Source organism: Pseudoalteromonas sp. C12FD-1 (assembly GCF_037414265.1).
Lineage (GTDB): Bacteria > Pseudomonadota > Gammaproteobacteria > Enterobacterales > Alteromonadaceae > Pseudoalteromonas.
This window is the reverse complement of record NZ_JBBEVD010000031.1, coordinates 29,586-51,549: the sequence shown is the minus strand read 5'-3', so window position 1 is coordinate 51,549 and position 21,964 is coordinate 29,586. Positions and strand designations below refer to the sequence as shown.

At 41.8% G+C, this 21,964-nt stretch carries 16 protein-coding genes; 11 read left to right on the top strand and 5 right to left on the bottom strand.

All coding sequences use genetic code 11. The features are described from left to right. Window positions 1-47: 47 nt before the first annotated feature. Window positions 48-2,333, bottom strand: a complete 2,286-nt coding sequence (locus WDB87_RS00630) for a penicillin acylase family protein (RefSeq protein ID WP_337848709.1) — start codon at window positions 2,331-2,333, stop codon at window positions 48-50. Between the two features lie 146 nt (window positions 2,334-2,479). On the opposite strand from WDB87_RS00630, the gene ycaO reads away from it, so the two are divergent. From ycaO to folX, 7 genes are all read left to right on the top strand, one after another. Next, complete coding sequence (gene ycaO, locus WDB87_RS00625; RefSeq protein WP_337848708.1) at window positions 2,480-4,240, top strand: 30S ribosomal protein S12 methylthiotransferase accessory factor YcaO; 1,761 nt, start codon at window positions 2,480-2,482, stop codon at window positions 4,238-4,240. 114 nt (window positions 4,241-4,354) lie between these two features. Beyond that, window positions 4,355-7,717 carry an ATP-binding protein gene (locus WDB87_RS00620; RefSeq protein WP_337848707.1) on the top strand — a complete coding sequence of 1,121 codons (3,363 nt, stop codon included), beginning with the start codon at window positions 4,355-4,357 and terminating at the stop codon, window positions 7,715-7,717. A gap of 41 nt (window positions 7,718-7,758) precedes the next feature. Next, the gene (locus WDB87_RS00615; protein WP_286245749.1) at window positions 7,759-8,385 is read left to right on the top strand and encodes a YceH family protein; all 627 of its coding nucleotides are present in this window, start codon (window positions 7,759-7,761) and stop codon (window positions 8,383-8,385) included. Between the two features lie 69 nt (window positions 8,386-8,454). Then, entirely contained in the window at window positions 8,455-9,291 is an 837-nt protein-coding gene (gene nadE, locus WDB87_RS00610) for an ammonia-dependent NAD(+) synthetase (protein WP_337848706.1), read from the top strand. Window positions 9,292-9,398: 107 nt separating this feature from the next. After that, entirely contained in the window at window positions 9,399-10,118 is a 720-nt protein-coding gene (gene folM, locus WDB87_RS00605) for a dihydromonapterin reductase (RefSeq protein WP_337848705.1), read from the top strand. Between the two features lie 25 nt (window positions 10,119-10,143). Beyond that, the gene (gene folE, locus WDB87_RS00600; protein WP_286245746.1) at window positions 10,144-10,698 is read left to right on the top strand and encodes a GTP cyclohydrolase I FolE; all 555 of its coding nucleotides are present in this window, start codon (window positions 10,144-10,146) and stop codon (window positions 10,696-10,698) included. A 3-nt stretch (window positions 10,699-10,701) separates the two neighbouring features. After that, window positions 10,702-11,058 (top strand): dihydroneopterin triphosphate 2'-epimerase, encoded by a 357-nt coding sequence (folX, locus tag WDB87_RS00595; RefSeq protein WP_286245745.1) that lies wholly within the window; start codon window positions 10,702-10,704, stop codon window positions 11,056-11,058. Between the two features lie 2 nt (window positions 11,059-11,060). On the opposite strand, the gene WDB87_RS00590 is transcribed toward folX, so the two are convergent. Continuing rightward, window positions 11,061-11,495 carry a YqaA family protein gene (locus tag WDB87_RS00590; RefSeq protein WP_337848704.1) on the bottom strand — a complete coding sequence of 145 codons (435 nt, stop codon included), beginning with the start codon at window positions 11,493-11,495 and terminating at the stop codon, window positions 11,061-11,063. A 65-nt stretch (window positions 11,496-11,560) separates the two neighbouring features. After that, the gene (locus WDB87_RS00585) at window positions 11,561-11,926 is read right to left on the bottom strand and encodes a DUF4870 domain-containing protein (protein WP_024032093.1); all 366 of its coding nucleotides are present in this window, start codon (window positions 11,924-11,926) and stop codon (window positions 11,561-11,563) included. A gap of 180 nt (window positions 11,927-12,106) precedes the next feature. Here WDB87_RS00585 and WDB87_RS00580 point away from each other — a divergent pair, with 180 nt between their 5' ends. The 4 genes from WDB87_RS00580 (at window position 12,107) to WDB87_RS00565 (ending at window position 15,836) form a co-directional block, all read left to right on the top strand. Beyond that, window positions 12,107-12,808, top strand: coding sequence for a spondin domain-containing protein (locus WDB87_RS00580; RefSeq protein WP_337848703.1), 702 nt, complete (start codon window positions 12,107-12,109; stop codon window positions 12,806-12,808). An 11-nt stretch (window positions 12,809-12,819) separates the two neighbouring features. After that, complete coding sequence (locus tag WDB87_RS00575; protein ID WP_337848702.1) at window positions 12,820-13,554, top strand: spondin domain-containing protein; 735 nt, start codon at window positions 12,820-12,822, stop codon at window positions 13,552-13,554. A gap of 63 nt (window positions 13,555-13,617) precedes the next feature. Then, entirely contained in the window at window positions 13,618-14,343 is a 726-nt protein-coding gene (locus tag WDB87_RS00570; RefSeq protein WP_286245741.1) for a response regulator transcription factor, read from the top strand. A gap of 5 nt (window positions 14,344-14,348) precedes the next feature. Next, window positions 14,349-15,836 carry a sensor histidine kinase gene (locus tag WDB87_RS00565; protein WP_286245740.1) on the top strand — a complete coding sequence of 496 codons (1,488 nt, stop codon included), beginning with the start codon at window positions 14,349-14,351 and terminating at the stop codon, window positions 15,834-15,836. Window positions 15,837-15,879: 43 nt separating this feature from the next. Here WDB87_RS00565 and WDB87_RS00560 read toward each other — a convergent pair whose 3' ends face one another. Both WDB87_RS00560 and WDB87_RS00555 read right to left on the bottom strand, forming a co-directional pair. Beyond that, complete coding sequence (locus WDB87_RS00560) at window positions 15,880-18,066, bottom strand: S9 family peptidase (RefSeq protein WP_337848701.1); 2,187 nt, start codon at window positions 18,064-18,066, stop codon at window positions 15,880-15,882. A gap of 133 nt (window positions 18,067-18,199) precedes the next feature. Further along, entirely contained in the window at window positions 18,200-21,919 is a 3,720-nt protein-coding gene (locus WDB87_RS00555) for a S8 family serine peptidase (protein WP_337848700.1), read from the bottom strand. Window positions 21,920-21,964: the final 45 nt, after the last annotated feature.

Below are 21,964 nucleotides of genomic sequence, written 5' to 3'. Positions count from 1 at the left end.
TGTTATATGAATTAATAAATATAGAACGTGTTTAGTTATATTTTAGTTCATTGAGCGGGCTCTATTATTATTTGATGTATAAGCGTTTGTGGTAATAAAGGCGTGTGTTTACCTTCAATGTAGTCACTAAACCCCGCACGGTAAAACGCGGATAGCGGATGCCCCGACTGCCCACCGGGCACTGCCATAATGGCGTTTTCTAAATGCCCAGGTTGTGCAATAAAGCGCTGCGATGCACCAAAGCTTTTGCCTTGTACGGCGGGCATGTAGCTATCACCAAAACCTGGCGCTACAGGCATATTTAAAAGCTTAGCCAATATGGGCATTTGTTTAGCAAACGGGTGCTCAATATTAAGTGCATTTACTTTACCCCACTGCCAATTTTGCACGTTATCCCCGTACTCAGACCTAAGTGCTGTCACTGTTTGGTTAAATGCACCTGATAACTGCTCATCCCAACTTTTATACTCAGGGTTTACCCACGAATCGGGCCGTGTATTAATAAGCTGCCATATTGCCGGCTCAAGATCGCGTTTTACGTATTTAAGCGTAGCGTCTTGCTCATTGAGTGTGTGCTCCATACTTGCAAATACGATATTAATTAATGTGCTGCGGTAGTGTTTAACTAAGGTATAACCTACCGAGCTTGCACATGCACACTGCTGCCAGTTTTCAAGTGCACTTATGTACTGTGCGTTTTTGGTTTTGTCTTTTTTAAGTTGATTAAGTAGCAATGTGTGCCAAGGCGTTAAAAAGCGGGCTTGGTTATCGAGCTGTAACGCGTAAAAGTCGCTCTCAGCAAAGGTTTGTTTTTCAAATAACCTATCACGTATTTGGCTCGAACGAGCGCCTAGTGCATAACCACCGTTACCAAAACGGGTATTATCAGTGGCCGACACAACGCGCGAATTGCCTGTCCATAATCGTCCATTTTTCGGGTTTTTAACATAGGGGCGTTGATGCTCATTTTGCTGCCAGTCGGGTGAGTACTCATGTGTATTCACACTTAGCTCACTCGGCGTTTTACGTGCCGGTATAGCGCCAATATGTTGCCATGCAGCACTGCCTTGGCTATCTACCACCATTAAATTTTGCACCGGAATACCCACATTGCTCGCTATTGCTAATGCATCATCAACCGTATTTGCTTGTTCAAGTTTTACTAATTCCATATCAACGGCATAAGGCTGATGCGCCGCCCAACTAAGTGCATAAGGCTTTTTATTAATATATTTTACTGGGCCGTATTCGCTTAAAGTTAATACGTAGTTTTCTACCTCATCATTTGGTAGCGCTATTGGCTCATTTACTTGCCATGTTTTACTGTCATCATTTAGCGCTATCCAATCGGCGGTATCTATATAGCCATTAGTAAAGCCCCACGCTATTTTATTATTGCTACCCACCACAATAGCGGGTGCGCCAGGGAGTGACACGCCAGTTACCTGAACTTGCTCGCCATTTTGTTGGTAATTAAGCTGCGCTCTGTACCAAATAACCGGCACCGCCATAGATAAATGCATATCATCAGAGAGCATGGCTACACCCGTTTGTGTGTGCGCGCCGGTTACTGCCCAGTTATTGCTACCGCGCTCTTGATTTACCTGAATATTTTTAACCGTGTGCTGTGCTTGCGCTGGTAGCTGAGGAATGGTACCTGTAAACGAGACAAGCTTACTGCCATCAAGCGCCGCTTGGTATTGGCTAGGTTGTGTTAAAAAATCAACCGTTTTTTGCCCGTATGCTTGCTCAATGTGTATAAGGGCTTCATCGCGCTCAAAGGTGGCACTTTGTAAATCAAGATACATGCTAAATATAACTAATAAGCTGTCTTCACTTTGCCAAGGTTTTTGCGCTGCGCCTGCGAGTAAATACTCAAAGCTTGCAAAGCCAACTTGTGCCAGTCCTTCGTTTACACCTTGTGCGTAGCTGTTTAACAGTTGTTTATCACTTTCGGGTAAGGTGTTTAATATAGCGCGGCTGCGTTTACGCAATTGATGAAAGCGCATTTTTTTATCAAGCCCAAGGGCCGCTTTACCAAATAACTCACTAAGCTCACCTGCGGCGTTACGTCTTAATAAGTCCATTTGAAAAAAACGGTCTTGCCCGTGTGCATAACCTAACCCGTATGCAGCGTTATGGCGGTTTTCGGCCTTTATAACCGCCTGCCCTAGTTCATCACGCGAAATAGTAACCGGTTTATTAATTGCTGTGCTTTGGCCTTTACCATCAAGCGTGGGCACACTTAAACTTAATACACCGTACACCAGCGCTGTACCTGCTAATCCTAAAACCACAATGAGCAATACTAGCCATTTGATTACTTTAAACATTAATATGTCCTTTACACTATTTGTTGCACATATAATAACCATAGTTTTATTAAATAATAATGTTCTTACTCGCAAAGGGTGAAATAAACATCAAAATCCACGATAATAACCATTCCACATTTTGTGCAGATCTAGTTGAGACTCATATGACTGAAAAAACATTTATCAAAGGTAAAGACCGCGACCTAGAATCGTCTATCTCTACCATGCAAAACAAGCTAAAAGCGCTAAACATCAATATTGAAGAGGCACTTTGGCTTAACCCTGTAGCTAACTGTTATTCAGTTCATATAAAAGACAGCGACTGCGGTGTTATGTTTACCAATGGTAAAGGGGCAACCGATAAAGCATCTATCGCCTCTGCGCTCGGTGAATACTTTGAACGATTAAGCTGTAATTACTTTTTTGCCGACTTTTATTTAGGTGAAGAGTTTGCAAACAGCGACTTTACTCATTATCCAAATGAAAAATGGTTTAAAGTTGAAGGCAATGAAGTACCAGAGGGCATAATGGACGAAAGCCTTTGGGATTACTTTGACCCAGAGCGTGAGCTTAATGCATCACACCTTTTTGATTTTAACTCAGGTAATAACGAGCGCGGCATTTGTACACTGCCATACACGCGCCAACGCGATAACCAAGACGTATACATTCCGGTAAACGTGATTGGTAATATTTTTGTTTCTAACGGCATGAGCGCAGGTAACACTAAATTTGAAGCTCGCGTACAAGGGCTATCAGAAGTATTTGAGCGCGCCATTAAAAACCGCATTATCGCTGAAGGGCTTTGTTTACCTATCGTCCCTGAAGAGGTTGTAAAGCAATACCCTAAAATTCACGAAGCGTGTGAAGAGCTGCGCAGCCATGGTTTTCATTTACGTATTGCCGATGCATCACTTGGCGGTAAATACCCTGTAATGAGCGTAACACTTATTAACCCTGTTGATGGCTCTGTTTTTGCCTCTTTTGGTGCTCACCCGTCATTTGAAGTTGCCCTTGAGCGTACGGTTACCGAGCTATTACAAGGACGTCGCCTTGATCAACTTGATGTATTCCAACCGGCTACGTTTGATAACGATGAAGTAGCAACACCTGAAAACATTGAGCTGCACTTTATCGACTCAAGTGGGTTAATCTCGCATGACTTTTTCCGCGCTGACGCAGACTTTGACTTTGTGCATTGGGACTTTAGCGGTACAACAGAGCAAGAATACAACTTCTGTACTGACTTAATTCACAGCATGGGCCACGACATTTACATTATGGATTACACACACTTAAACGTGTATGCATGTCGTATTTTAGTACCAGGGATGTCAGACATTTACCCAGTTGATGAACTAATTTGGCGTAACAACAACGAAGGCGCTAAATTCCGTGAAGCATTCCTATCGCTTGATCAGTACGATGCGCAGCAGTGGATGGACATTTACGATAGCCTAGAAGAAGCAGGCCACAGCGATATTATTCGTGCTGCTGAATTTATTGGCCTTGCCACCGATGCCGACACACCATGGCATACACTGCGTATTGGTGAGCTTAAAGCGCACTTATGTTTAGCCGCAGGCAACGAAGAAGCCATTGATTGGGTAGACTGGATACTACACACAGGCCAAGTAAACGAAGAGGCAATGCGTCATTTTCGCTGTTTAAAAGCCATTCTTGAAATTAAATACGATAACGAGCGCAACTACGCCGACTACCAAGATGCACTAGGTTTAATGTTTGGCAGCGATAACGTAACGCTTGCTATTGAAATAGCAGAAGGCCGTAAATTATTTAATGGTTTAACCTTCCCTGGTTTATCGCTTGAAGGCTTTAAAAAACATGCAGCACTACTTGATGGTTACCGTAAATTACATGTCGCTAAACAAAATCATTGGGCACGAGAAGTAACCGACGCTTAATGCTTAAACTACTAATTATAAAAATAAAACGGCGCTAATTTATCAGCGCCGTTTTTATTTATGCAATAAATTAGCTATAGTTAAATTGCCTAAAATAACAGCATGACTTAGCCAATGCCGCCAAAAAATAACAATAAAAAAAACACTACCAGCAACTATAAGCTGACCTTTTGGTTATCGCTTACGCTAATAATATTAGTAAGCATTGTACTTGATAGAATTAACTACAATCGCGCAAAAGACGCCCACCGCCTACAAATTTTATCTCAGGTAAGTACGTATCGTGCACAACTCGAAGCCACCTTGGTATCAAACATTCAGCTAGTTCGTGGATTAGCAGTTGCTATATCAGCTGAACCCGAGTTACAGCAAGCACGGTTTGAACAAATTGCTGCGCCTTTGTTTAAAACCTCCAGTGAATTGCGCCATATTGGCGGTGCACCCGACATGATTGTTCGTATGTCTTACCCACTCAAAGGTAACGAAAAAGCCATTGGTTTAAACTTTTTAGAAAACAAAAACCAGCGCCTAGACGCCATTAGAGCCCGTGATACAAATACCATTGTTATGGCAGGGCCACTTAAGCTCGTACAAGGCGACATTGCCCTTATTGCCAGAGTGCCTGTTTATATCCCACCTGATAACCGCTTTTGGGGGCTATTATCGGTGGTACTCGATATTGAAAAAGTCTATAAAAATTCAGGCATAAAAGAGCTTGAAAAAAACTACAACATTGCTATTCAAGGGCGTCATGGTTTAGGTAAAAAAGGCGAGTTTTTTTATGGCAATAGTAATATAACTACACAAGAGCCGCTTGACTTTACGCTTAATTTTCAAGGTGGCAGCTGGCAATTATACGTAGCACCTAAAAAAGGCTGGAGCCCAGCGCTTTCAACTATATGGCCGCTTAGAATCGCCATTATAATTATTTGCGGATTACTAATATGGGCGTTCTTATTCTTTTTAAAAATGCTAAACCGCCAACAGCAAAACGAAAAAATGCTGGAGGCAATGAGTGACCTTGCACAAATTGGGGCATGGTCGTTTAACCTAGAAACCAAACAAGTTTATTGGTCAGAAGTAACCAAAAAAATATTTAAATATCCTCTAAATAAACAACCGCCTTGGCCAGAAGATTTACATTATTTTAAAGCGGGTGAAAGCCGCCTACTTATTGCTGAACTAATAGAGCAAGCAATTAAGGAAGGAAAAAGCTATGAAACTGAGCTAGAAATAATTGATGCAAAAGACCAAGAGATTTGGGTACTTGTTCACGGTGAAGCTGAATACAAAAATGGCCGTTGCATCAGAATATTTGGCTCTATACAAAATATTGATATACGTAAACGCACCGAACTAGAAAACGGAAAGATTGCCCTTCATAACGAAATTTTGGCATCTCTCACTGCTAATGAATTGATATTAAGTGGGCAACTTAGTCAATCTAAAGATGTTATTACCCAATCTATATGCCAAGCCTTAAATATAGAGCAAGCCAGTATTTGGTTTTTTAACGATGACAAGTCTCAACTAAGCCCGATAGCCTCATTTAATGTTGAGAATAAAGTTGGCAACACTAATTCATCATGGTCTCGCGCTAGTGCCCCCGATTTTTTTGAGACATTGGAAAAACAAGCGGTATTTAGCGCAATCAATGCACAACATAACCCTTTGCTATCTCCACTGAATAAGCATTACTTACAACCACTACAAATTAACGCCATGCTGTGCGTTATCATACCTGCAGGCAATGGTACCATTGGGATTGTTTGCGCAGAACAATGCGTATCTATGCGTCCGTGGTCACGCAATGAAGAAAGCTTTTTAATTGCCATTGCTGCTTTAGTGGGCAGTCTGCATTCAAGCCAGCAACGTATTGAAACCGAGCAAGAGTTAGTTACCGCCAAAGAAGCTGCAGAGCAAGCAGTAATGGCTAAAAGCGAATTTTTAGCCAGTATGAGCCACGAAATAAGAACCCCTATGAACGGCGTACTGGGCATGCTAAATATTATCAAACGCACCCAACTTAACCAGCAGCAAGAGCACCACATTGAACTTGCACAGTCGTCTGCTCAATCGCTGTTAAATATAATTAACGACATTTTAGATTTTTCTAAAATTGAAGCTGGTAAGCTCGATATAGAAAATGTGCAATTTAACTTACCTAAATTACTTGGTGAAGTGGTTGAGTCGTTTGCGCTTAAAGTGGAGCAAAATAATACCAACCTCATTTTAGATGCCACCCAAATTACTATCAGCGAAATAATTAGCGATCCGAATAGGCTACGTCAAATTTTAAATAACCTGATTGGCAATGCCGTTAAGTTTACTATTGATGGGCAAATTTTGGTGACTGCGCAAATTGATGAAACTACCGATGGCAGTTTTTTACATTGCTCTATTATTGATACCGGCATAGGAATAGACGCAGAAAAACAAAAAACCTTATTCGACTCATTCACTCAGGCCGATGCCTCAACCACCCGCCAATTTGGCGGCACGGGCCTAGGCCTTGCTATTGTTAAGCAGCTTTGTGAACTAATGGAAGGCGAGGTAAGCGTAACCAGTATGCTAAATGAGGGCAGTACTTTTTCGTTTTCTATAAAAATACAGCCACGCCTAACTAAAGCGCAAGATTTACCCAGCCACTTAATTAATAACAAACATATTTTAATTATTGATACCTGTACTCTTAACGCCAATATTGCCGCCAAACAATTACGCGTTTGGGGCGCACACGTTAATATTTTAAGTGACTATAGCGGCATCATTAATTATTTTGATAACTGCGATACCCAGCCAGATGCATTACTGGTCGATTATCATTTTTTTGAGCAAGCTGCGCACCCACAAATAAATACATTAAAAAACCGAGTAACCACCAAGCAAAGCAAACTGGTTGTTATGGCACCGATGAGTTATTCGCAAGAGCATAACAACATTGGCATAAATATAGACTGCCTGATATTTAAACCGCTCACCCCGTCAGATTTATTTGATTCACTCACTAACGATAAATTCATTGAGCAACAACAGCGCCAAGCACAACTGCAAAATGAGTTAACCGAAAAGCCCAAAGAAATATCAGCGCACGCGCAAGTGCTTTTAGTAGAAGATAACAAAGTAAATCAGGTAGTGGCCTCAGCGTTGTTAAAACAAGTTGGGCTTACCTTTGATATTGCACAAAACGGCCAAGATGCACTAGATAAGCTCAACAGCAGCCCAGACAAAAAATACCAGTTAGTTTTAATGGACTGCCAAATGCCCGTGATGGATGGTTATCAAGCTACGCAAGCTATACGCGAAGGCAAAGCGGGCAAACATAATAAACATATTACAATCATTGCGTTAACAGCAAACGCAATGCAAGGTGATAAAGAGAAGTGCCTAGATGCAGGTATGAACGATTATTTAACCAAACCTTTAGATTCCGCAGCACTAGAGCCTAAATTACAACAATGGCTTGGTACACAATAAAGGTGTAAGCTAAAAATACTGTTTATTAATAAAGAAAAGCCATGCATTTATCAGCAAATCAGCAGCGCGTTATTGGCTGCCTTTTAGAAAAGCAAAGCACTACACCTGAGCATTATCCACTATCGTTGAACGCACTGACGAATGCGTGTAACCAAAAATCAAATCGAGATCCGGTTGTAAACTTGAGCGAAAGTGAGGTGCAACAAACACTTGATGAGCTTATAAGTCAGCGCCTTGTAACGCTAGACGAAGGGCTATCGGGGAGAGTTAATAAATACGACCACCGTTTTTGTAATACAGAATTTAGTAGTTTACAGTTGAGTACGCAACAGCGAGCAATACTATGTTTACTGCTACTGCGCGGTGCTCAAACACCCGGTGAGCTAAGAACGCGCAGCGCTCGCCTAGCTGAATTTACAAACGTAAGCGAAGTAGAAACAGCCCTGAACGCTCTAGCAAAAGATGACTATGTCACAAAGCTTGAGCGTGAGCCCGGCAAACGAGAAAGTCGCTACATGCACCTTTTTGCTGACCCAGCAATAGCGCCAAGCCCAGACTCGGCTCCGCAAGTCACAGAAGTTAAAAACGATGAAATTAACGAGTTACTTGCAGAAATTGAGGAACTAAAAGCCGAGCTTAGCCGTATAAAAGCACATTTAGGACTTTAATTAATAACCACTAAACCAGATAATGTAAGCCTATTTAAAAACTACTTATTAAATAACAAGGAGCTGGCCATGCGCGCCGAAATTATGGCTGAAATGAAAGTTCAGCCAACTATTGATGTAAACGCCGAAATTACCCGTCGAGTTAACTTTATAAAAGCACGCTTAGTGGCAGCCCATAGTGTATCGCTTGTACTTGGCATTAGCGGCGGTGTTGACTCATCGACCTGCGGGCGCTTGTGTCAATTAGCAGTAGATGAACTAAACGCAGAGCAAAACACGAATAAGTATCAATTTATTGCAGTTCGTTTGCCATACGGTGTACAAGCAGATGAAGACGAAGCGCAAATGGCCGTTGATTTTATCAAGCCAAGTAAGCGCATGACCGTAAACGTAAAACCTGCTGCAGATGCATTACACGAGCAAGCTATGGCAGCTGTAGTAGGCAGTGGTGAAGAGCTACCAGAGCAAGCTAAGATTGACTTTGTAAAAGGTAACGTAAAGGCGCGCCAACGCATGGTAGCGCAATACGAAATAGCGGGCTTTTGCCAAGGCCTAGTTGTGGGCACCGATCACAGCGCTGAAAACATAACCGGTTTTTACACCAAATTTGGTGATGGCGCATGTGATTTAGCCCCATTATTTGGCTTATCAAAACGTCAAGTTCGTGCACTTGCAACAGCCTTAGGTGCGCCAGAGCTACTAGTAACAAAAGCCCCTACAGCTGATTTAGAAAGTGACCGCCCAGGCCTCACTGATGAAGAAGCGTTAGGACTGAGCTATGAGCAAATTGACGACTTTTTAGAAGGTAAGCCGGTCGCTGCAGAGGTTGAGCAAAAGCTAACTGACATTTATGTTCGCACTCAGCATAAGCGCCAACCCATTCCGACTATTTACGATGATTTATAATGGCTCAACAGCTAGTGCTGCGTATGCACTAGCTGATCTATTTGCCGTAATGTTACGTAAAGATTTATAGTTAATATTAACGCCTGCCAAAGAGAAAACTGCATTACATGACATCTCCTATTTTAATAACAGGCGCTGGTCAACGTATTGGCCTTGCGCTTGCTAAGCACTTTTTATCGCAAGGCCAAGCTATTATTATTACCTATCGTACGCGCCACGATGCAGTCAACTACCTAGCACAGCATGGCGCCGTATGCATACACGCCGACTTTAGCAGCGACGCCGGTATAACTAGCTTTATTGAAACCCTTAAACAGCATACGCATTCTTTACGTGCCATTGTGCATAATGCCTCAAGCTGGGACTGCGAAGCCAACAATCCCGATTTTTCTAGTCTATTTGATAACATGATGCGCATTCATGCCAAAACACCGTATTTAATTAATAATGCCTGTGCACAACTATTAATGGCATACCAAGCTGATACTTGCACACCGGCTGACATTATTCATCTTACCGATTACGTTGTTGAAACAGGTAGCCCAAAACACATTGCCTATGCTGCAAGTAAGGCTGCACTTGATAACTTAACCAAGTCGTTTAGCGCTAAGTACGCACCAAACATAAAGGTAAATTCGGTTGCGCCATCGTTGATTATTTTTAATGAACATGACGATGAAGCTTATCGTGCTAAAACCCTTAAAAAATCATTAATGGGAATAGAGCCTGGTTGCCAAGAAATAATAAATAGTATTGATTTATTACTGCGCAGCCACTACATCACAGGCCGCGCTTTGCCTGTAGATGGCGGCCGCCATTTAAAGTAAAACACACATTAAAACTGAGAAATTTATGCATGACGAATTAAAGCAAAGCTACCAAAACATTATTACCGCTGTGGGTGAAGATGCAGGCCGAGAAGGCCTTCTCGATACACCAAAACGTGCAGCAAAAGCCATGGAGTATTTAACAAAAGGGTATCGTCAAACGCTTGATGAAATTACCAATAATGCGGTATTTAGCTCAGACGCAGACGATATGGTACTGGTACAAGATATAGAGCTTTACTCTATGTGTGAACACCACCTATTACCTTTTATTGGACGTTGTCATATTGCGTATATTCCCGATGGTAAAGTACTAGGTTTATCTAAGTTTGCGCGCATTGTTGATATGTTTGCACGACGCTTTCAGATACAAGAGCAGCTTACTCATCAAATTGCTAAAGCCGTTGAGGAAGTAACCGGCGCTAAAGGCGTGGGTGTTATTGTTGAAGCTAAACATATGTGTATGATGATGCGCGGTGTCGAAAAGCAAAACTCAAGCATGCGTACTTCTGTAATGCTGGGTAACTTTAGAAGTGACTCTAAAACGCGTAACGAGTTTTTACAGCTTATTAAGGGTTAAATTATGGCCAACGCAATTATTAACGTAACCAACTTACGCTTACGTACATTTATTGGCTTTAACCCTGAAGAGCGGGAAAAAAAGCAAGATGTAGTGATTAATTTAGAAATTCACTACCCTGCAGATGAAGCCTGTAAAACAGACGAAGTAGATCAAGCGCTTAACTATAAAGTGATCACCAAAGAAGTGATAAGCCTAGTAGAGCAAGGACACTTTTTGTTGCTTGAAAAGCTGGTTGCCGAAATACTTGCAGTATGCCATACACACCCAAGCGTGCATTACGCCAAAGCCAGAGTAGATAAACCACATGCACTGCGTTTTGCTGACTCAGTTTCGCTCACGCTTGATTGGTCAAAGTAACTTTACATAACAGCTTGAGCACCACTGGCAAGGGCGATAACGGCTAAATACCGCACGCCTTTGCCAATGCTCACTAATAATAAAAACAGACTAAAGCGCACTTTAAATATGCCGCCAATTACCGTTAGTGGGTCGCCAACAACCGGCAGCCAAGCAAACAATAAGCTATATACGCCATATTTTTTAAACTGAGATTGTGCTTTAACTATCCCCTGCTCAGAGACCGGAAACCACTTTTTGTGCTTAAAACGCAGCACATGAGTCCCCAACCAATAATTAACACAACTTCCCAGTACATTACCTAACGTAGCGGCTAACCACAGCAGCCATACATTAGCTTTTGCTTGGCTGATCATAGTAACAAGTACCACCTCTGAAGAGCTTGGTAATAAAGTCGCGGACACAAACGCACTAAAAAATAAGGTGATATAAAGCATAATGCCCTTAGGCTAAACGTAAAAACCCAGCTTATAGCTGGGTTTGCAGAATAATAGCTAACGCTTTATTTTATCAAATTTAAACTCAGCGGGTAATTAAACTCTTTGCCTTCGTTGGCTTTAATACTGGCTAGAACCACCATAATAAACGAAAAAATAGCCACAAGGGGCAGCAAAACCAAGCCTATTACAGCAAACACAAGTAAAAAACATACAAAGTAAGCTATAGCCATAGTAATTTGAAAATTAAGCGATTTTTTACCGTGTAAATCGACAATTGGCATTTCATCTTTTTTTATAAGCCATACCACTAACGGCCCAAGTATAGAGCCAAACGGAATTACAAAACCGGCTACTGCACTTAAATGACAAAGCATAGCCCATGTTTTTTCGTCTTTTGATAACGGCTCAAGCTGTTGATTTTCTTCCATTACGCTCTCCTTTTTAGTTATTACATACTGCCTTTTTATTGAGCAGGTGTCTATAAATCATAACTATATTGTTAAATATCACACCCTAACCCGCTGTGATAAAAAAGTGATAACTTTGTGAGAGTTTCTTGAGGTGGTTATTCAATACTTAACCTGAATCATCACTTACAGGAAATAATAATGAAAACATCAGCACTTACACTTGCCACTCTTTTAGCCGTAGCAAGCCAAACAACACAAGCTGCAGAGCTTGATTTAGAATTGACTAATTTAACCCAAGGTATTCACTTTACCCCTGTGCTAATAACAGCGCACGACGCTGAAGATAAATTGTTTGAAGTAGCAACCGAAGCTTCTACAGCGCTACAAACAATGGCTGAGGGCGGTAATATTGCCGAGCTAATGGCTCAAGCAAGTGCAGCGGGTAGTGATATGGCAGCAAATCCAGCTGAAGGATTGCTTGCCCCAACGGCCTCTGCCTCTGCCACCCTTATGACAGCAGACACTAACGAATACCTTTCGCTTACTGCCATGCTATTACCTACCAATGATGGCTTTGTTGGGCTTGATAGCTGGAAAATCCCAACCGAAGCAGGTACCTATACAGTATATCTAAATGCCTACGATGCAGGTACTGAACAAAACAATGAGTTAGTAGTTGAAGGCTCAGGCGCGCCTGGTACACCGGGGATCCCAGCAGCACCAGGGGGTGATGCAGGTACAGGCGGCGCAGGTTTAACCAGTACTGATAGCAATGTGAATGTACATATTCATCCGGGTAATTTAGGTGATGACGACTTAAACGCCGGTAGCAGTGATTTAAGTAACACCGTTCACAGATGGTTAAACCCAGTTGCAAAATTAACTGTGACGGTTAAATAGGAGAGTTAATTATGTCATCTCTTTCTAATTTTAAAAAAAGTGCGCTTATTTTAATGCTAGCCACTACGCTAGCGGCATGTAGTGACAACGACAATAGCGACCCAATTGAAGATCAAGAACCTGTCGTTGTTGTTGAGCCGGAACCTGTAGTGTATGAGTTTACGATTACCTTTAGTAACTTAACGGCTGGACAACCCCTATCGCCACTTTCTGTTATTGCATTTGATGAAACCGCACCATGGCAATTTGGTGAAACAGCCTCCATAGGCTTAGAAATGATTGCAGAAAGCGGCGCTAACGAAGAGTACCTTAGTGATGAAAATGCACTTGCTTCAGCCTCAGCAGAAGGCCCTATTGGCCCTGGCGAAACGACGTCTGTAACGCTATCGGTTGAAGCGCAAGATGTACTTAATTTGTCTTTTGCTGCCATGCTTGGGAATACAAATGATGCTTTTACCGGTCTTAGTTCTATAGATGTATCTACATTAGCAGTAGGCGATACGCTAACGCGCACCACCTTAGCTTATGATGCAGGTACAGAGGCAAATACCGAAACGGCTGAAACTGTGCCAGGCCCGGCTGCAAATGGCGAAGGGTTTAACGAAATACGCGACGACATTATTGATTTAATAACAATGCATCCAGGTGTTGTGTCTAATCAAGATGGGCTATCAACTTCTGTACTCGGAGCAGGGCAAAAATTTGATAACCCTGTCTCTAAAATAATGATTGAGCGCACACAGTAATAACCAGCTTGTAATGGGGATGTGAGGAGACATGGAGGTCCCTTTTTTTTACGAGGTTAATACATGCGTCACGAAAAAATACTGGTAGTAGAAGACGACAGAGAAATAGGTCAATTAATAACAACTCAACTTACCACGCTAAATCTACATGTTGATCATGTTATAAGCGCTGAGCTTGCACTTAAAAAGATAGCAAAACAGCCTTACGGGCTTATTTTATTAGATATAAATCTGCCGCAAATGGATGGCTTAAGCCTATGCCGTAAAATTAAAGAGCACTACCCTACCATTTCCGTTATTTTACTTACCGCGCTGAGTAGCGATATGGACCGTGTAATTGGGCTTGAAATGGGCGCAGATGATTATATTTGTAAACCCTTTTTTGCTCGCGAATTACAAGCACGCGTAAAAACACAGTTGCGCCACAGAGCACAATTACTCGCCATTCAAAATAACGACAATGAACCAGTGCATAATGAACAAACATTAAGTGTAGGTTCGCTAAACATTGAATTTAGCTCACACCAAGTTTATTTAGATGAGCAAGCGCTTAATTTAACCGCTACCGAGTTTGATCTATTGGTTTATTTTGCCCGTCACCCTAACCATGTATTTAGTCGCCAGCAACTATTAGATAAAGTGTGGGGATACCAACATAGTGGCTACGAGCACACGGTTAACTCACATATCAACCGTTTACGCGCCAAGCTTGAGCAGCACCATCAAGCCCCCTTTATAGAAACCGTATGGGGTGTAGGCTATAAACTCAACCCTAGTCAGCTTGGGTAACTTTTATGTTCAATTTGTCTTTATATCAAAAGCTAGCTATCTCTTTGGTAATTATTTTTTGTTTTATTTGTGCACTTGTTTATAGCTGGAGTAAACAGCTAGAACTAAACTCCAAACACCATGGTGAGCAAAACCTGCACTTAGCGCTGGCCGAACACTTAGTTCAAGATAACCCACTTATAAAAGAGGGGGTTTACGATTACAAAGCCCTTGAAAACCTATTTCATACCTTAATGCTATTAGGCCCCGCATTTGAGTTTTATTTTGTTGATGAAAACGGCAAAATCCTTACTTATTCAGCTGAGCCCGGTAAGGTAAAACGCACACACATTAATTTAGCGCCCCTTAAAACATTAATAAATAATCCTGATGCGGCCCCTATATATGGCGATAACCCACGCGATCAAAATCAACAAAAAATATTTTCTGTCGCTCCTGTGTTTAATAACGACACATTGCAAGGGTACCTGTATGTCATTATTGGTGGAGAAGCTTACGATACTTCACTTAATAATATAAAAAGTAACGACCGATTATGGCTTGCAGCATTGTGGCTAACATCGGCCTTAGCATTTTTACTGATTGCGATGCTTATTTTACTACGCTTTTTTACTAATCCAATTCAACGTTTAGCTCGCGATGTGAGTAATATTGAAGCCGCAAATTACAGCTTAACAGACACTAAGCTAAGTCACTTTTCGACCCAAAAAAGTAACGAGGTGCATAGCCTAGGCCGAAGCATACAAGCCATGGTGACCCGTATTAATGAGCAATTTAAGGCACTTGAGCAAAGCGATAAACAACGCAAAGAGCTACTGACTCATTTATCTCACGACTTACGTACACCGCTTGCTTCTTTACAAGGCTTTTTAGAGGTACTTAATCAATCTGGTTCGCAGCTAAGCGCTAATGAGCAACAAGAGTACTTACACGTTTCACTCAACAATTGCGCACAACTTAAACAACTTATTGAGCAAATTTTTGAACTCGCTCATTTAGAAAACGGCGAAATAAGCATACACAAAGAAACCTTTAACCTAGGTGAGCTAATTTACGATTGTATTGCCAAATTTAGTCTGGCTGCTGACAGCAAAGGTATTAAGTTAAGCGTAGAGCCTGCTATTTGCGATTTTCCTGTTGTAGCGGATATTGCAAAACTTGAGCGCGTGTTGAGTAATTTAATTGATAACGCCATTAGGCATACACCCAAAGGCGGCAATATAGCTGTACACGTTAAACATATAGATAATGCACAGTTATTTGTGCAGGTTTCTGATACTGGTGTGGGTATAAAACATGATGAGTTAGATGCTATTTTTAATCCGCACTACCAAGCATCTAATTCTAATAACGAAGGGCGTCAACAAGGTGGTTTAGGACTGGCTATTTGTAAAGGTTTACTTGCCTTGATGGATAGCGAAATAAACGTACAGAGCGAACTGGGTAAAGGCACTATGTTTAGCTTTAACTTGCCGCAAAAAATAAAGGTATAGCCAAACGGCTATACCTTTAGGACATTACTTAATTTTTATGTAGTTAGTTTTTAATGCCGGCTAAATCAAGCATAAAGGCGTAATTAAGCGCTGTATCTTCTAGGCGCTTAAAGCGACCAGACGCTCCGCCGTGGCCGGCTTCCATATCTATTTTAAATAGCAGTTTATTATTATTTGTCTTATAGTCACGTAGCTTTGCAACCCACTTAGCTGGTTCAAAGTATTGAACTTGCGAGTCATGTAAGCCAGTCGTCACTAGCATATTAGGGTACGCTTGTTTAGACACTTGGTCATACGGTGAGTACGACAACATGTAATCGTAGTATTCTTTTTCATTTGGGTTACCCCACTCACCATATTCATTGGTTGTAAGCGGTATGCTTTCATCAAGCATAGTGGTGACTACATCAACAAAAGGTACTGCTGCAACCACCCCTTTATATAACTCGGGTGCTTGGTTAACCACCGCGCCCATTAATAAACCACCAGCACTCCCTCCGTAGGCAAATATTTCGTCTTTTGCACCATAACCTTGTGTCACTAATGACTTAGTTACATCAACAAAGTCATTAAACGTGTTCTTTTTAGTTAATAATTTGCCATCTTCATACCATGGGCGACCTAACATTTGCGAGCCACGTACATGCGCTATAGCAAACACAAACCCACGGTCTAATAAGCTTAAGCGTGAGCTTGAAAAAGTAGGGTCCATTGTTGCGCCGTACGAGCCATAGCCGTATTGAAGTAAGGGGTTTGTGCCATCCTTTTTAAATGCATCTTTACGGTACACTAAGCTTACCGGCACTTTTATACCGTCGCGAGCCTTTACAAAAATACGTTCAGAGGCATAGTTATCTGCGTTAAAATCACCTAACACAGTTTGCTGTTTAAGTTGGGTTTTATCACCCGATTTAAGGTCAATATCGTACGAGGTGCCCGGCGTAGTCATACTCGTATAGTAAACACGCAGCATGTCGGTATTGATTTCGTTGTTGCCATAACTTGCAATGGTATAGGCACTGTCGTTAAAGCTTAGTGTTTGTTCATCGCCTGTTGTCAGGTTGCGCACTATAAGACGAGATTGACCCATTTCACGCTCTTGATATACAAGGTAATCTTTAAGTAAATCAACGCCTTCAAGCTTAATATCATCGCGTGGGCCAATCACCGTTTGCCAATTTGCTTTATCATGCGCTTTATCTACATCCACTTTCATGAGCTGAAAGTTAACCGCATTTAAGTTAGTTACGATGTAATACGTATTGCCAAGCTTTGAAATACTGTATTCAAGGTCGTCCTCACGCTCAATTAAGCGCTTAGGTTTTGCTTTATTATCATCTGCGCTGAGTACCGACATACCAGAGGCATTGGTGCTGCTGTGCCAAATATATATTTCTGAGCTATCTTTGCTCTTACTAATACCTGTGTAATAACTGGTATCAGCTTCTTCGTAAATAAGTTCATCATCACTTTGCGGTGTACCTAACGTATGACGAAAAACTTGATAGCCAAGTAAGGTTTGTGCATCTTTTTTAATGTAGTAAAAGGTTTTATTATCGTTTGCCCAAATAACGCCGCCATTTGTCCCCTCAAGCGTATCTTCGAGCAACTGGCCAGTGGTTAAATCTTTTACCTTTATGGTGTAAATTCTACGGCTAACGGTGTCTTCCCCGTACGCCATTAAATTGCCGTTAGTACTTACAGATAAGCCACTGACAGCAAAATAGTCGTGATCTTTGGCCAACGCATTTACATCTAAAATAACTTGCTGATCACTGCCTTTAAAGTCGCTACTGCGAACATAAGTAGGGTATTCGTTTTCGCCACGGGTTTGTGATGAGTAAAAATAATCACCTCTTTTTACTGGCACCGAGTCATCGTCTTTTTTAATACGCCCTTTTAACTCTTCAAATAACTCACTTTGTAATGTTTGAGTATGCGCAAGCATTGCCTCGGTATAAGCGTTTTCAGCATTTAAGTAACTTATAACATCTGGCGCTTTACGCTCGTCATCCCGTAGCCAGTAGTAATCATCAATTCGCGTATCGCCATGAATAGTCATTTCATGCGGTACTTTTTTAGCAATCGGCGCCACAGCGCTCACTGGTTTCTCGGTTGGTTGTGCTTGCATAGTTGTTGTGGTATCTGAAGGTGTACTTTTTGGCGCATTATCACACCCGGCTAGCACAGCGAGTGATAACGCGGCTAGTGTGAATGAAGAACGAATCATTATGAAGTCTCTATGTTTTTTATTATTGGTGATATTAAATATACCTAATAATAAAGCGTGGTGTAATTTAGTTTGTGAAGCTATGTAAAAAGGGAGCCGAGGCTCCCTTTAAAATAACGTGTTAGTTATAAAATTACTTTTGTTTACGACGACGCATAAATGCAAACGGCGCAGCAAGTAACGTTAACCAAGCAAGTGAGCCCGATGAACCATTGCTTTGAGGCTCTGGTGTTGGTGTAGGTGTTACAGGCTGAGGGTCTGCAATGGTATCGTTAACAACGATTGACACCATGGTTTCTTCAGCTGTCGTACCTGATGCTTCACGCACTGTGTATGTAAAGCTATCTTCACCTGAGAACTGTGCATTTGGCGTATAATCAATCGTGCCATCTTCATTCACGGTTGTAGAACCATTTGCAGGTGCAGAAACCACCTCAACCGTTGATGAAACTAAGCTGCCATTTACTTTTACACCTTTATGAGCAGAAAATTCTGCATTTTCTGTTTCTGAAGAGGCTACTACGTCAAATACAAAACGCGACTCAGCCATATCATTAGCTAGCACATCAATAGTTACTGTTTGCTCTTCATCAACTTCTATTGCATCTGCAGCTGTGTAATGGCTACGATCTTTTGCAAAGGCTTGGTATTCTATTGCCACACTTCCGCCTTCAACTCGATTAATGATATACCCTTTACCTAAGCCTGTACCTGTTGTAAGCGTATCTAGCATTTTACCTATCTTGCCGTCTTCAGACTCCACTCCTGCTGAATAAGGAGTAGGTAATACAGGCACATCAATGTAGTTAAGTCTAATTTCATCGCTGCCTTCTTTGATAATTACTTGGAACGTGTACTCTTCACCTGTACCTGCGTAAATTTGAGCGTTATTCCATTCAACAACATAGTAAGTATCATCACCGCCAGTCAGCACACCAATATATAGTTCACCACCACCGGTAGCTCCACCGGCTAAGTCAAAATCAGCCCATAAAGGAGCTATAACACCATTTGGTGCAGACAGATTTGGCATATTTTGTGGGTTCCAAGCACCCGTGGTACTCACCCCATCACCTACAGCAATAAAACCATTATCAGAGACAGTAAATGCAGAGTATTCTTTACCATCAAACATAAATTCTGCATTAACAGAGACACTGAACTCATCACAATCACCACTACATGCGAATGGCTCAACTCCTAAATCAGGTAGCGATAAAGTTCCTAAAAACTCCTCGTCATCAATTGTAAAACCAGTTCGAGCAACTTGACCTTTCCAATTAATCTCTTTGCGATCTTCGCTTAACGTAATTGTACCTGAGCCGTTTTTCTCAGTGGCAACAGGCGTTGAACCCTTAAGTAGCTCAGCATTTTCATCAAGCTGAATATTGATTTCAAACTCATCACTATAAACAGTATTTTCAAAGCTCACGTCAACTTTAGCCGGAGTTGAAGTATTTAATGAATCTGCATCTACAGACGCGTTTAACACAGCCGCATTGGTTGTTTCATCGTCATGAATAGCAAATGGTAAATGAGCGACTTGACCTGTCTCAGTATGCGTCCACACTACGTGGCCGAAGTTCCAACCTTTCACATCGTTAAATGTTGAGTCTATATCTAGGTTAAACTCAGCCATATCAGTGCTTGTTTCAACCCCTTCTGAGTCAGTAGAGGTAGAACCATGCGCACCAAGTGTTATAGTGCTAGGAGAAACAGTAATTTCAGCGCCTTGCATATCGGTTACTACTTTTGCAGTCCACTCACCCTCAGTATCCGTCATGTTTTGCACAGTATTCTCGAAACTACATACACTTAGACAGCTCGGGTCGGCGTAAGAACCGTGGCTAAAAGTAAGTGCAGCGTTTAAAGCACTTGGCACATCTAGTCGACCAGCGCCTACATCAAATGCATCAGCCTTGGTTACTAGGTCTTCTTTATGTAAGCCATCCATCTTAGATGAGCTCATAAGTGCCGTTTTGATTTGTACAGCATTCCACTCTGGGTGAGCTTGCTTCATCAGCGCTGCTGCACCTGCAACATGTGGACTTGCCATGCTTGTACCCGAAATAGCATTAAAGGTGATACCGTTACCTTCATCTGGCGAGTACGCAGATAAAATATCTGTACCTGGCGCTGCAATATCAGGCTTTAAGAAGCTAGGCTCGCCATTAGGACCACGCGAACTTGAAGAATTTACTGCATCAGTAAATTTTTCTTGAATCGTTCTTTTAACGCTAGGATCGAGTGAAGCAATAACCGGCTCTTCAGCTGCAGTTAAAAGCTCAACCAAACTTAAACCATCTTCTTGGCTAATCGCTGAGGCTGGAATAGTGGCATCATCCATAGACATGCCCATTGCACCACCAGCAACATTGTTGTGGATAATTACCGCCGTTGCACCTGCTTTTGCCGCATTTTCAGCTTTGGCTGAAAATGCACAGCTACCACGAGAGATAAGCGCAACAGAATCTGCAAATGAAATATCTTCAGCAAACTCTTCACACCCTTCAAAGTTATCAGGAGCAATCACTTGCGCCGAAATAATAGGAAGTGAAATAGGGTCTGTTAATAAACCATTGCTTCCTTCAATACTTAAATAGGTTTCGCCAGCAACTTCAATTTGTTGAGAGAAGAAACGCCCTGTTTGCGTATTAGCAACTGTTAGCCCAGACTCAATACACCCAGGACAACCAATAGTCTGTGCGCCGTTACCATCGTTACCTGCTGCGGTTACAACCACTACACCCGCTTCTTCTGCTGCAGTAAATAAGTCACTGTATGCACTACTCGCAGGGTTACCACCAGCACCGCCGCCCCACGAGTTATTAATTACGTCTGCGCCATCTTTAATCGCAGCTTCTAATGCCCCCATTAAAGCAATAGTTGTACCGCTACCTCGTCCATCGGCAGTATGCCAAAGCGCTTTATAAGCCATTAACTGTGCTGCTGGTGCAACACCTGAAATTGACACGTTATTGTCTTGGTAAGTAATTTCAATTGGGTTACCTACAGCAGTACCCGCAACATGCGTTCCGTGACCGTCGTAACCTAGTGGAGAGCCAATATATTCGTCAGGGTGTACGTCACTTGGTGTTGGCCCAAATGCACGTGCAACAATTAATTTGTTGTTACAAAAATCGGCTTCACCGCCCTCTATACGACAGTAATCAGGGTTTTCTGCGATATAAGCAGCTTCTTCTTCACTAAACTCTGCAGCTGCGAAACCCACATCTGAAAACATTGGGTTTTCTGGGCGAATACCCGAGTCAATAATAGCAACTTTAACGCCTTTCCCGGCTTCAGATTGACCGCCTAGCGCTTGCCAAGCTTCAACGCCCTTAATTACATCAATAGAAGCGTCCATTAGAGTGTGGTATTCAGTATCTAAAAATACTTTTTTAACACCTGCAAGCTTAGCAAGTTTTTCACGTTGACCTTGCTCACCCTCAATAACAATACCGTTAAATAATGTGCTAAATGAGTGAGAAACTGAGCCACCGCTAACAGATGCGGCTACTTGTGCTACGCTTTTTTGTTTTGCTTTTAGGTAGCTGCTGTACTTTAAGGCAGGAGCAGAAGATAGGTTAACTTTGCTGTCACCCGTAACTGCTGCAGAAGTTGCTTCAAGGCCTACAATACCACCTTTGTATGTTGCCAGTGGTTCGTCCTCAAGCTGAATAATATAACGAGCTTTAGTAGAAATGGTTTTATCTTGAGAGTATGTTTTTACATTTGATATTTCAGGAACGTAACCTTTAGATAAATCAGGTGCGGCTGCTGCACCGTATGACATCATAGCTAAACCTATAGCTGATGAAATAGCGGTTCTTTTTAGTGTTAAATTAGACATTATTTCCCCTGGAGTGAGTTTTATATTATTGTATTTACTCAATTC